This is a genomic window from Sorangium sp. So ce1504, assembly GCF_051521635.1.
Taxonomy (GTDB): domain Bacteria; phylum Myxococcota_A; class Polyangia; order Polyangiales; family Polyangiaceae; genus Sorangium; species Sorangium cellulosum_B.
Genome location: NZ_CP150365.1, coordinates 9,247,458 through 9,260,711 on the forward strand (window position 1 = coordinate 9,247,458; position 13,254 = coordinate 9,260,711).

Annotated in this window: 5 protein-coding genes; 2 read left to right on the plus strand and 3 right to left on the minus strand. The window is 70.2% G+C overall.

Annotated features, from left to right (window positions below; all coding sequences use genetic code 11):
• Positions 1-62: 62 nt before the first annotated feature.
• Positions 63-611 carry a hypothetical protein gene (locus tag WMF39_RS34890; RefSeq protein WP_437740792.1) on the minus strand — a complete coding sequence of 183 codons (549 nt, stop codon included), beginning with the start codon at positions 609-611 and terminating at the stop codon, positions 63-65.
• 39 nt (positions 612-650) lie between these two features.
• A complete protein-coding gene (locus WMF39_RS34895; RefSeq protein WP_437740793.1) occupies positions 651-9,578 on the minus strand; it encodes a neuraminidase-like domain-containing protein in 8,928 nt (2,975 codons plus the stop codon).
• A gap of 627 nt (positions 9,579-10,205) precedes the next feature.
• On the opposite strand from WMF39_RS34895, the gene WMF39_RS34900 reads away from it, so the two are divergent.
• Entirely contained in the window at positions 10,206-10,814 is a 609-nt protein-coding gene (locus WMF39_RS34900) for a hypothetical protein (RefSeq protein WP_437740794.1), read from the plus strand.
• Positions 10,811-12,529 (plus strand): M23 family metallopeptidase, encoded by a 1,719-nt coding sequence (locus tag WMF39_RS34905; RefSeq protein WP_437740795.1) that lies wholly within the window; start codon positions 10,811-10,813, stop codon positions 12,527-12,529. Before WMF39_RS34900 ends, WMF39_RS34905 begins: the two co-directional genes overlap by 4 nt.
• On the opposite strand, the gene WMF39_RS34910 is transcribed toward WMF39_RS34905, so the two are convergent.
• Positions 12,454-13,239, minus strand: coding sequence for a leucine-rich repeat domain-containing protein (locus tag WMF39_RS34910; protein ID WP_437740796.1), 786 nt, complete (start codon positions 13,237-13,239; stop codon positions 12,454-12,456). The genes WMF39_RS34905 and WMF39_RS34910 overlap by 76 nt on opposite strands.
• Positions 13,240-13,254: the final 15 nt, after the last annotated feature.

A 13,254-nucleotide genomic window follows, 5' to 3' on the forward strand; every position in this document is an offset into this window, starting at 1 on the left:
CCGCCCCGTTCCCGTTGCCCGGCCCCCCCGGGAACGACGGCTCAAGCCCTCGGAGGCCAGCGTTACTTGTAGAACACGTTCACGATAATGGTGTTCGCTCCGGGCGCGGAGGTGTTGTTGTCTGCCGCGGTGGCGCTCGCGCCGATACCGATGCCGTTCGTGAACGCGATGCCGTTCGTGTGCTCGGTCGAGACCACCTGCCCGGCCGGCACCATGAGCGTCAAGGCAGGCTGGGTCGTGCCGACCGTCGGGGCCCCGGCCGTGTTGTAGAGCTTCACGAACGCGTCGGTCGAGCTCCAGTTGGCCAGGTACCAGCCGAACACCTGCCCGGCGGAGCTCTTCACGCTCTGCCCCGTGGTGCTCAGTCCGACGTTGCGGTAGATGGAGAGCCCGCCGGAGGTGGCCGGCTTCACGTTGACCGCGCCCACGGTGTTGGTTCCGGCCGGGAGCGACCCGACCAGGCTCACCGGCAGCGGGTTGCTCTGCGAGACGTCGACGGCCGCGCCGTCCGCGCCAGTCTGCACCTTGGCGCGGAGGACGTGGACGCCGAGGATCTCATCGGTGGAGAGGAGCACGCCCGCTCCCTGAGGAAGAGTGATGTTGTCCGACATGGATGCTGACTCCTTGGTGAATGATCGCAGCGCCGTCCTCTACGATTGGGAATGCGGCGAGAGGCTGTACTCGCAGAGCAGGTAGATGTCCTGGAGCGTGTCGTTCAGCCGGTTGCTCGTCGTCCTGAGATCGCCCGCGATATCGTCGACCTTGTCGCTGCTCGCGCTGAGCGTCCAGGTGCCGAGATCCCACGAGCCGCCGGGCGGGCTCATGCTGGCGCCCTTGCCCGTGTTGCGCGAGACGCCGTCCGGATAACCCGGCAGCGCTATCGTGCTCGCCGCGGCGCCTGGCGGCGCCACGCCGACCTGGAGCGCAGTGCCGCTCGTGTAGGCCACCTTGCCGTTCCACCGCGCGTAGAACGTGACGCTCGTCAGCGCGATCTTCCGGGCCGCCGGCGCATAGGGGAACATCTCCCGCGTGAGCGGGATCGAGAGCTCCTGCGCCACGACCGGGTCCGAGGGCGCCGCCATGAAGCGAGCCCACTCGGCCGGCAGCTCGGACCGCAGGCTGAAGATCCGGCGGCGCACCGGCGGGTTGGTGACATAGTAATCCTTCGCCGCGCCCGCAATGGTGGTGTTCGCGCGGGCCGTGTAACGGATGTGCAGGATCACGTCGCTCACCGCCCCGATGTCGAATCGGTTGTTCGCCGCAGGGAGCCCGATCCAGTAGGAGCCAATGACGCCCGCTCCCTCGAAGGGCAGATACCGCTCGTCGCGGAGGTTCGGCTCGAACAGGCCCGCGTCGTTCACCCCTCCGCTGGTCGCGATCACCTCCGTCAGCGGCGAGAGATCCGTCCGGAAGTTCACCGCGTCCGCGTACGACCCGCCGGTCACCGCCTTGTCCTCGCGCACCTTCGTGCCGCTGAGCCTCAGCGTGCAGCTCACGCCGGCGTACGGGCCGGTCACCGTCGGGATCGTGACGGCGACCGATTTGATGCGCCGGAAGTAGTGACCCGGGTAATCGAGATCGAACACCTCCTCCGGCAGCTCGATCTCGCACTCGCCGGTCTCTCGGAGGTGCATCAGCTGCTCGGGCGCGACCTCGGCGAGCGAGACGTGCTTCACGAGCTCCGCCTCGCGCGGCGTCTTCTCCAGGAACGCGACCTCCAGGCGGCGGAGGTCGTGCTGGAGCCGCTCCCCGGCGAGCAGGCCCTGCTTCAGGCTGTCCCAGGCCCCGAAGCGCACCATGGCGGGCGTGCCATCGAGCGTGCCGAGCTCGAACCGGAGCGCCCGCTCCGCCCGCTTCGCCATGTCGTAGGCCAGCGTGTACGTCTGGTAGTGGACGGTCGCGAGCTCCGCCACCATCCAGTCGTACAGCTCCTCGTTCGTGCGCTTCCTCTCGTGGAGGAACGCCAGCACCTCGCGCGCCTGCTCGGCCTGGCGCTCGTGGTTCCTGAGCTCCATCTCCGCGACCGCGGCGCGGATCTTCGCGCCGGCGATCTGCTTCTCCAGCCCCTGCATCTCCTTCGCCGCGAGCCGCTCTTGCAGCGCCCACTCCTCGGCGCGCCGCTCGTACCCGGCGAGCGTGGCCGCGAGCGACGCGCCCTCCCGCAGCGCGCCGGCCACCATGGAGAGCGCGTGCGACGCCGCCTCGATCGGCGCGCCCGACGCCTGCCCGCCGATCGTCGTGATGGCCACCGGGCTCCCCATCGAGCCCGCAGCGCCGAACGTCGTCGGCGGGACGGCCTCGACGCCGGGGGCGACGGCGGCGATCCCCTGCGCCACGAGCCCGAGCTCCATGCCCTCGACGCTCAGGGCCAGCGCGCTTTCCTCCGCGGCGCTCATCCACGGCAGGCCCGCGTAGTGGTCGCGGCGGAGCCTCGCCGCCTCGTGCGAGCGCTCCAGCGCGGCGAGGCTCGCCTGGGCGTCCGCGACCTGCTGCGCCTTGATCTCCCGAACCGCCGCGAGGAGCTCGACCTCGTGGCCCGAGCGGAGCCGCGCGAGCGCCTCGCCGTCCTTCTTCTCCATCGCGGCGAGGAGCGCGCCGCCCAGCCCAGACACCGCGCCGCAGAGCTCCATCGCCTTCGCGAGCACCACCTGGAAGCGGTAGGGGAGCCGCGCGGAGCTCGGCTCGTCGAGCACCGTCGCGAGATCCACGCCGAGCGCCCTGGCCTGCACGAGCAGCATCGGATCGATGGGCGGCTCGAACAGGGGCAGCACCCGGGCCACGCCCTCGATGGTCATCGAGTGCCGGATCTTGAAGAGCCGATCGGCCACCGTGTCCCAGAGCGCCGAGAGCGCCTCGTCGCGGGGCACGCAGAAGTACAGCTCGCCGAGGTCCGGCACGGGCTCGAACATCGCCTTGCTCGGCGTCTTCATCAGCGAGCTGACAACGAGGCTCTCCGCCTCGACGCGGGACCTGGCCCCGACCACCGGGTCGGAGAGGTCGCCGAGCCCGAGCGCCTCGAGCTGCCAGTAGTTCCGCGGCGCCACGGTCTCCTGCCGCTCGACGCGCTGCGGGCGCCGGCCGAGGAGGCTGCTGGCGAGGATGTAAAGCTGCGTCGCCTCGTTGATCGCCTCGATCGTCTCGCGCCGGAAGAGCTGATCACCCCAGGCGATCAGGTTCTCGACGTACTTCATCACCACCGCCTTCTGGTAGGCGATCGGCCGCATCCGCGCGATGAGGTGCGGGTTGAACGGGTCGCTCCGCCACGCCTCGATCTGCGCCGAGAGCTCTTCCTTCTCCGGCGGGTCGGCCAGGTTCGTCAAGAGCGAGCCGAACAGCTTGGCCATCGGGCTCTGCTGCGCCGCTGGCACCTCCCGGAGCTCGTCCTCGATCGAGGCGAGATCCCTGTTCTCGCGGAACGGCCGCACGTTCCAGAAGCGCCCGGGCGCCGGGGTGGGGTCGCCCGTGGTCGGGTCGAAGATGTAGTGGAACCAGCGCTGCGCCTCGGCGTGCCGGCCGTTCCGCATCAGCCGCAGGGCGATCAGGAACGGGGCATGGAAGAACAGCTCCCAGTTGTAGACCGAGTATGCCCCCCGGAACGAGAAGTCGACGTCCTCGATCGGATACGGCTTGAGCACGTTTTCGGGGTCCGGGTGGTACGTCTCGGCGAAGAAGTCGTCGGCGCTGAGCTGGAGCGGCTCGGTCGGGCGGAGCGACCATTGGAGCAGCCCGTCCACGCCGGCGCGCTGCAGCTCCTTCCGGAACAGGCAGACGTGGGGGTGATAGAAGGACGTGAACCGGTATCGCTTCGCGTCTTGGTAGACATGCGCGATGGACGTCTCCTCCGGCGCCCTCCTCACCCACGGGGGCAGCGTGGCCGACAGGCCTTCCCGGCCGAGCACCTCGTCGTCCTTGTCGACGTCGTTGAACGGCGTGATCCCGGGCTGGATCTTCGAGGCATCGTGATATTCAGTGTGCTCGGACAGGACGAGCTCGGCGAAGAACGTCGAGCGCGCGTCCTTGTAGAAGAAGAACGGCGCGCCGGCTGCGGCGCTGTCCGTCGTGTCGCCCGTGATCTCGCGCGGGATGAAGGCGCGGAACGGGGTGGCGCTTCCGAACAGCTTGAGTCGAAGAGGGTAGTCGTCGAGCGTGATCGGAACGGTCAGGCCGGCCGCCCAGGCGTTGGAAATCACGAGTTGCCGGCGTAGCTCCGCGGAGTGCGGGCGCGCCGGCAGAAAGTTCGTGACGTTCGGCGAATCCACATCGGTTACCCGGTAATTGGTGCCCTCCAGCACGCCGCAGGCGCTCCGCGTGAAGTGCCCGACACGATAGGCGAGGGTTGGGGCCCACCTCACGGCGATCCGGAGGGGCGAGTCGTCGTCCTCTCGCTCGAGCATCAGCGCGAGGTACGAGGGATGCATCCCCGACGGGATCGACACCTCCGGACCGCTGCTCATGCGCTGCGCGCCCCACGTCCCGTTCCGGCGCTCGCTCCACGCGAGGCGGATGTACCGGCGCGTCTCCGCCTCATCGCCCGCGTCGCGCGTATCGTTAGGCAGCCGCTGGTCCGGCTCGGCGCGCTCCTCGATGATCGGCCAGAAGAGGTGCGGGCGTCGGTCCTCCACGGCGAGCAGGAGGTTGTCCGATTCGATGTCGACCTCGATGGGCTCCCAGGGAGTCCAGGACAGCCCATTCACCCGCGTGCGGTAGAAGTGCTTGTACGGCTGGAGCGCCGTGCGGCCGACGACGTGGAGCACGTCGATGGGGAGGTGCGTCTCGTCGCCCTCCTCCTTCTGGTGGAACGCCGCCACGATCTCGAGGTTCGCGACCTCGTCGAGCCTGTCGAGGTACCGCTCGAACGCCCGCTCCGCGGCGTCGTCGGTGATGTCCTTCTGCCGGAGCTCGGCCTCGAGATCCTTGAAGAACGGGGATTTGTCGTCGCGCAGCGACGGATCGAGGTACGCCTCGGGCTGGAGGAGGACCTTGCGGTTGGCCTCCCAGACACGGTAGCTCTTCCGCCACGCCCACTCCCGCGCCGCCTCCTCCGAGAGCGTCAGCTTGGACGCCTCCAGGTTCAAGAGCGCGCGCTGCACGAACGTCTGCACCGAGCCGATGGCCTGCTTCAGGCGCGACGTGATCACCGCGGGGCTTGTCTCGACGTCCACGAGGAGCTCGGCGAACAGCTCGTTGCTGTCCTTGTGATTCCGCTTCGCCACGAGGTACGCCACCATCACCGACCGGAGCCGCTCGCGCAGCACGTCGCGCAGGGGCGGCGCCACCCTCGCCCAGTCGGCCTCGGAGTACTTCGCCTTCACGGCCTGGACGATGCCGTCGATGGGCGAGGCGTCGTCCGCGTATATCGCCTGGATCCACCCGAACGCCTGTTCGGCCGAGACGCCGAGGCGCTTCAGCACCACCATCCCGCGACGCACGAGGGTGAGGGTCGAGACCAGCTCCGCGGGGTTATCAGGATTGAGCGCTGCTTGGAGCAGCGCCGTGACGTCGGCCAGCGGCCAGCCTGTGGCGCTGGCGATGTCTTCGGGCTCGGTCACGAACAGGCTCGCGAGCGACGGGCTCGGCCCGGCGAGGTGGGGGCGGAGCTCGACGAAATCCACGAGCCGCTCCCAGGCCGCGAACAGCTCCGAGCCGGTGCCCTCGATATCGATCTCGATCTCGGCGCGCGGCAAGGCGTCGAGGTCGAGCGCCGATGACGCGCCGGCGAGGAACATCTCCTCGATCTCGTCGGCGCTCAGGCCGAGCCGCCGCACGAGCGCCGCGGCCTTGGCGAGGTGCCGGTAGGCAGCACGCTGCGGGCCGAGGTCTTCGAACGACGGGGGCGGCGACGCAGGGAGCTCGGCGAGCAGGGAGAACACGCTGCCGAGCTTCGTCTTGCCGGGGTCGCCGAGCGTGAGGACGCCGGCGACGAGGAGGTGCGTGGACCGCGCGTCCAGCTTCAGCGCGGCGCTGAGCATACGCTCGACGAGCGCCGCCTCGGCCTCGCTGTCCGGGGCGCCGTTCTGTCCGCGCAGCGCGAGGAGCGCGCCGAACAGCTCGTCGAGCACCGGGTTGATCGCCTCGTCCGTCACGGCGATCTGCGCGCGAGGCGACGGGCGCGACCAGAAGAGGAACTCGAGATCGGCGGGCGACAGCCCCGAGCGCCGGACGCGATCGACCGTGTCCAGGAAGCGCAGCGTGCGCTCCGGGTCGGCGGCCTCGAACGGCTTGTAGATGCTCAGGTGGTAGAGCGCGAAGAAATCGGACAGCGGGAGCCGCGCCGCGCGCGCGAAGGAGACGCTGCGGTGGAGCTTCGCGAGGCTCTCCGGCGCAGGGACCGCAGCGGCTGCGGGGAGATCGAGCCCCAAGTTCTTGATGAGGACGGACAGCTCCTCCCGGCTGATGCGGAGCGCGGAGAGGATCGCGGGCGTGTGGAGCAAGAGCAGATTGGCCGTCGAGAGGCTGGCGACGCCCGGCAGCGCGAGCCCGGCGTCGACCGGGTTCGTGACGGTCTTGTTCTGGAAGAGCTGCTCGTAGAACGAGGGCGTCTTGCCGGCGTCGCGGCGCCGGGTATCGAGCGGCCCGAACCAGCTCGCGAGCTCCGCGATCGGGAGCGCCATGCCCCGCTCGGTGCGCAGCGCCTGGATCACCGCGATCACGCGGATCGCGCGGTCGTTCATGAGGTCGGTGCCGCTGGGCGCGCACGCGGCGAGCACCTGATCGAGCTCGCGGATCGACCAGCCGAGGCGCTGCCGGAGCCGGAGGAACCGGTGCATCATGCTCAGCGCGGCCAGGGCGTCCGTCATGCCACCGACGGTCTGCTCCTCGATCTTGCAGCTCCCCGCGGGCTGGAGCGCCGGCGCGCCCAGGCGACCGAGCGTGGAGGTCTCGAGCAGATCGAGCAGCTCGTCGTAGGACAGGCCCGAGCGCGCGAGGAGCACCGGGACCTGGAACGACGCGCCGGGGAGCGGGGCGTCCGGGGCGAGGCCCCAGGCGCTCGCCAGGGTCACGTCGTCCGCGATCCATGTGCCGCGGATCAGATCGCGCTGCCGTAGCGACATGCCGAGCCGGTGGGCGGCCAAATCCTCGGGATACACGGACTGCGGGCTGGACCAGCTCGCCCTCATCTCGGTCATCAGCGTGTGCAGCGACACGCCGAGGTGCTCGAGATAGACGCCCGCCTCGTGTTCCCGGTAGCAAAACGGCAAGGCGAAGGGGAAGTCGCGGCCGGCCAGGTGCTCGTAGACGTCGACGTACCACGCTGCCTCGCCGGCGGGCGGGTTCGGCATGGCCGCGAGCTCCTCGGCGGTGCCGGTGGTCGCGATGTGCTCCGGGAAGGCGGGCGGGGCCTGGTTGTTGTCTTCGTGGCTCTCGCTCACGACGGCGTGGACGAGGATCTCGTTCACCAGGTCGACGTACGGCAGCGGCGTGTCCGCGTTCTCGCAGGTGAGGTCGATTCGGCCGATGTCCGGGCGCCGCCCGGGGAGCGCCGGCGTCATCCCCGGCGCGCTGCCGAGGAGCAGATCCTTCGCGGTCCACCTTTCGCTGCCGCTCTTCGTGACCTTCGAGTCGTGGCGAGAAAGGAAGCCGAGCAGGTCGACGAGGTACGCCGCAGGGCCGTACACCGAGGCGCAGTGCGCGCACGCGCAGGCGTCGGGCGACCCGAAGAGGTCCCCGTACGTCGCGAACGCCTGGGGCGCCTGGCCTGCGCGGCTTCCTTGGTCGGGCACGACATAGGCCGACTTCGGGTTATGCGGCGCGGCGAACTTGAGGAACAGCCCGGTGGCGTGGTCGGCGACGGCGGCCGCTCTGTCGAAGATGCCCGCCGCGATCTTGGCGCCCCCCAGGGCGGCGCCGTGCTTGGCGATGAACCGCGCTCGGCCGCGTCGGAGGATCGCCCGCGACGACGTGAGCCCGGCGTCGAGGAGCACCTTGATCTCCTCGTACCTGGGTGTGAGCTTGCCGAGCCGCTCGATCGCCTTGAGATCGAGCGCTGTGGCCGTGGGGTTGGCGATCCCCGCGAATGCCCCCGGGTTCAATGCGATGTAGTGGCCGGCGCGGGCCTTGCCGAGCTCGAACGCAGGGTTGTTGTTGAAGAACGTGGTCAACCCGCTCGCGCCGGCCGCAGCGACGGCGGAGGCCACGACCTTCGTCGGGAACGCCACTTCCATGGAGCGCTGGAGCACCTTGGCGAAGGAGGCGCGCTTCTCGGCCACCGTCGCTCCGGGCGTATTGGCTGGGTAATTGATGGGTGATCCGTTGCGCACGACGCCGAGGGTCGCGACCCAGTCGGCCTCGCTGTAGGCGGCCAGGTCCTTCAGGGCGGTGATCTGGCCGCCCTGCTTTCGCGCCCACAGCTCGTCGATCAGCGGGAAGTGATAGCGCGTGAGCGCCCCGAGCTGCAGCGCGAGCTGGGTTGACGGGATGACGCCGGCGCCCTGGAACGAGGGGCGCGTCGCGAGCTGGGTCCAGAAGGCCTCGGGCGTGCCGTCGTGGTCCAAGTACGCCGTGAGGAACTCCTGCTGGAGGCTCTGGGTCGTCAGCGCCTTGGCGAGGAGCTGGCCGAGATTGCCGGTGGCGCCCGCTGGCGGCGTGTCGAAGGCGAGCGAGACGGCAGAAGCGAGGAGGGGCGCGAGGCGGTCATCTGGAGCGGAGCCCCCGCCCTCGATGAGCCCCTCGTCGATCGCATCGACGAGCTCGCGGCGCAGCGCGGCGCGGGGGTAGGCCAGGAGCTTGCGCCGCGTGGCTGGCAAGCCCTTGCGGACGAGGGCGTAGAACACGTCCGGCGTCCCGCTGCCGCCGATCTGGTACAGGAGAGACTCGGCCGCGACGAGCGCCTCGACGTGCGCGGGCTCCGCCCTGGTCGCGCGAACGAGGCGGTCGCTCTGATCGCTCGTCAGGTCCTTCAGGGAGACGCCCGACGCGTGGACTTGAATTTGCCGATGCAGCCGCGAGAGCTCAGCGGGCGAGGGCTCGGTGGGGCCAGGATCGCTCGCGAACGCGCCGATGGTCAGGTCGACGACAGCGGTCGGGGGAGCGCTATAGAGGACTTCAGAGCGGCCGATCTCCGCTTCACCATTGAGGATGCGCACCCGCAGATCCGGCCGCTGCTTGCCGGCGTAAGGGAGGCTCGTGTACTGTATCTCGTACTGACCCGCGGCGTCTGCCGTGCCATAGCCGATCACGAAGGCCCCCGACACGCCCACGTCGTACGCGGTGACGTGCGCCCCTGCAGCGGCCTCTCCGCTGGAGGTCCGCACCTTGCCACGCACGATCGAGGGCGCCGGAGCACGCTTGGTCGATGTGATCTGGGGATCCACCTCGATCCGGACCGAGGCAGGGGCTCGCGACACCTTCCAGGACGAATAGCGGGTGACGAGCTCCGCACCCCCGGAAGTGAAGGCGCGCAGCGCGAGCACGGGCTCACGTCCCTTGAAATGACGATCCAGGAAGCCCTGATCGAGCGATATGGAGAAGGCGCCGTCGCTGTCGGTCACGGCCACGGCGAGGAGATCCGTCGTGACCTCCTCGCTGTCCCACGCCTCGATCCGCACATCGGCGACGCCGCGATCGTTCTTGGCTCGCACGACTCGACCGGATAGTTGATACACGCCCATAGGAGCTCCCTTCGATTCCATGGTCAAAAATCCCTAGATCGGCGCTGTGCCCAGTCGCCAAAATCGACGCGCCGTGTCGTTGGCAGTGAACAGCGGAGACGACGACGAAAAGAGCCGGTCATGGCGCCTGCGGCGCGACGATCCACGCGCCGCTCGCCCCGAGCGAGCTCTCCTCCGATGTCCGCGAGGAATCAGTTATTTTCTGCGATCCCCTGTCTCAATCCATGCGCGCGTCAGCGACTCACCGCAGACGCGCCTGCAGGACGTGAGTTGAACTACCACGACACGCCTCGTTGTACAGATCGAAACACGTCCCTGCCATTCGACGATCTCGGGGTACGTCCACGGCTCACGCGCGGTCGATGGACGTCTGTCTCTTGCTGTCGCCGACCGAGCGCGGCCGCACGGCCAACGCCATGGGCTCACGCAGGCATGACAACGGCTGATGTCCTTTGACGCGCCGCTCACGCGCAGCCTTCGCGCGGCACGTCACGTCGTCCCGGTCACATCCTGGCGACATCTTGCGCGCCCCCACCACCTCTTGGCCAGGCCTGCCGATTTTCGACTAGAATAGAGGGTCCCCTTCCGCGAGGCCTCATGCGCGGCGCGCCCACTGCTGTTGTTATCCTCCTCTCTGTCGCGGTCGCCGCGTGCGACCAGGCCGCGCCCCCGTCCGAGACGCCGCCCGATCCAGCGGCCGCCCAGCCGCTGTCCGCGGCGGCAACCCCGGTGATCGCCGCCGTTACCTGGCCCCCTTCCGCCTCGCTCGACCGGACCGCGCTCGCGGCGCTCCCCAAGACGGCGGCCCACGCCGCCAGGACCTCGCGGGTCCCGGTGCTCGTGCCGTCCCGGCGCGAGCTCCTCGCGGCGCCGGTCCTCGTTGCCAGGGAGCACTGGACCTCGTTCTGGGCAAAGACGGACGCGATCACCGTCTCGCTCACGATGACCCGCCTCGCGCACAAATATCCGGGCATTCCACCGTTCCGGGGGCCCCGCGCCGTGCGCGGGGCGCCTGCGTTCGTCACGGCGAACGAGGGTATCTGGAGCGCGTCGTGGACCGAGAACGGCGTCTCGTACGCGCTCGACGTCGAGTGCGCCTCTCCAGAGGCGCCGGCCTGCGCCTCGGACGCGCTCGTCCTCGAGCTCGCCTCGGAGCTCGTTTATGTGGGCGGCGACGAGCCCAGGGCCGCGGGAGACATGCCATGATCGCGCCGCTCCGCCCGCCGCGCCCTCGCCCCGCCGCGCTGGCCTCGCTGGTCGCGACAGCCACGCTCGCGCTCCCGCCGAGCGCCGCCGCGGCCGATCCGTTCTCGTACCGTCCGGCCGGCGAGCTCCTCTCTGGCTCGGGAGAGGGGCGCGCCGACGACGTCGTGTACGCGCCCTCCATGCGCTTTCCGCTCGAGGAGGGCCCGGCGTTCGCCAACTCCCAGGTCTACAGCAAAGGCGGTAGCGCGGGCCCGGCCGGTGGACAGTGCGATACGGACAACTACGCCTATCCGTGGCGCGACAACTACTGCGAGCTGCGCTCGTGGGAGATGCCTCTCTGCCCCTCCGGCACAGGGCACCAGGGGCAGGACATCCGGCCGGCGACGTGCGAGGCGGGGAGACACTGGGTCGTCGCGGTGGTGGATGGCACCATCACGAGCGTCGGCGGCTACTCTGTCTACCTGACCGGCGAGGACGGGACTCGCTACGACTACCTGCACATGTCGGATGTCCAGGTCTCGCCCGGCCAGGACGTGTCGCGGGGAGAGCGCATCGGGCGGGTGTCCAACGTCTACGGGAGCACGCCGACGACCATTCACCTGCACTTCAACGTGCGGCAGTCCGTGAGCGGCGTCGGCGTGGTCTACGTGCCGCCCTACACATCGCTCGTCGCCTCGTACGAGGCGCTGCTCAACGAGCCCCCCGAGGGCGCCCTCGAGACCGCCGGCTGCAGCGGTATCGCGGGATGGACCCGCGACCCGGACGCGGAGAGCGCGCCGGGCGACGCGCGGCTCTACTTCGACGTCCCCGCGACCGAGGACGGCGCGGAGGGCTACAGCTTCCCCGCGGACGTGCGCCGCGACGACCTCTGCGAGCCGCTCGGCTCGTGCGCGCACGGCTTCGAGGCGCCGATGCCGCTCAGCCTGCTCGGGGGCGACCACGCGGTCCACGCCTACGGGGTCGACGGCTCGAGCGGCGAGGAGGTGGAGCTCGAGGGGAGCCCGAGGGCCCTCGAGTGCCCGCTCGATCTGCCCTCCGGCGTGAGGCGGCCGCTCGGCGGCGACGGCGCGCTGGACGCCTGGGGGTTCTCGCGGTTCTGGGACGTCGCCAGCGCGCCGGACGCGGCGCTCCTGGCGCTGCCGGAGGGCGACGCGTTCCCGTCGTCGCCGCTGCTCGTGCGCGGCGACGACGGCGCGGCCTCCCTCTGGTTGATCGACGGCGCCGATCGGCGGGCCGTGCCGGATGCCGAGGTGGCCGCCGCCTGGCACCTCGATCCGGGCGAGGCCGTCGTGTGGCCGGCAGCGAGGCTCGCCGCGCTGCCGCTCGGGCCGGCGCTGCGGCCGCGCCCGTTCCTGGTGCAGGGCTCCGGGCCGGCGCTCCACGTCATCGACGCGCCGCCGCCGCCGGGCGAAGGCGGCGGCGGGGCTGGCGAGGCCGGCTCCGGGGGCGCTCCAGCCACCGGAGACGCGGAGGAGGGCGCGCCCGGCATGAACGTCGGCGTTCACGGGCAGCTGCGCTGCGAGTGCGGCGCAGCCGGCGCGGGCGCCGCGGGCTCCGCTGGGGCGGGCTGGCAGCTCGGCCTCTTCGCGATGGCGGCGCTCGGCGCGGCCCGCAGGCGGCGGCGCGAGGGCCGGCCGCCTCAGCCTTCGTGGATCTTGATCCCGGGGATCGACCGGAGCGGGCTCGCGTCCTCGACCCGCGAGCCCTCGAGGTAGACGTTCTTCAGGCTCTTGAGCTCCCGGAGCGGCGACACGTCGCTCACCCGCGTCCGCTTCATCTGGAGCATCTCGAGCTTCTTCAGGCCGGCGAGCGGGCTCACGTCGGTCACCTCGGTCTCATCGAGCTGGAGCTCGGTGAGGCTGGTGAGGCCGGCGAGCGGCGAAAGGTCGGCGACGGGCGTGCGGCCGATGTCGAGCCGGTCGAGCTTGACCAGGCCGGAGAGCGGCGAGAGGTCCTTGACCAGGGTCGCCGAGACGCGCAGCGACTCCAGCCGGAGCAGGCCCTTGATCGGGCGGAGGTCGTCGATCTTGCCCGGCGGCAGGTAGAGCCCTTTGACGCCCGTGAGCTCGGGGAAAATGCACGGATCGAGCTCGTCGAGCCCCTGGGCGTCCGAAAGGTTCATCGTCTTGATGTTCTTGAGCTCGGCGCGCTTGATCGGCCCCTCGGGCTTCTGGAGCTGCTGCCGCACCTTGGCCTCGAGCGCCGGATGAGAGAACGTCACCGGATCGCTCTTGGTGCACACCACCTCTTGCTTCTTCGGCGGCGCGCTGGCCGTGGCCGCGGGGCTCGCGGCAGGAGGCGCGTCGGCGGGCTTCGCCGCAGAAGGCGCGGCCGAGGCCGCTCCCGCAACGGGCTTCTTGGGCTCGTCGCAGCCGAGGAGGAGAAGGGCGATGCCAAGGGATGCAAGGACGAGAGGGCGAATCATCGCCGCGATGATACA

Bases quoted from the DNA above. Each gene is read 5' to 3' on its own strand.
- WMF39_RS34890 (WP_437740792.1), bottom strand. From the start codon at position 611: ATGTCGGACAACATCACTCTTCCTCAGGGAGCGGGCGTGCTCCTCTCC.
- WMF39_RS34900 (WP_437740794.1), top strand. From the start codon at position 10,206: ATGCGCGGCGCGCCCACTGCTGTTGTTATCCTCCTCTCTGTCGCGGTC.
- WMF39_RS34905 (WP_437740795.1), top strand. From the start codon at position 10,811: ATGATCGCGCCGCTCCGCCCGCCGCGCCCTCGCCCCGCCGCGCTGGCC.
- WMF39_RS34910 (WP_437740796.1), bottom strand. From the start codon at position 13,239: ATGATTCGCCCTCTCGTCCTTGCATCCCTTGGCATCGCCCTTCTCCTC.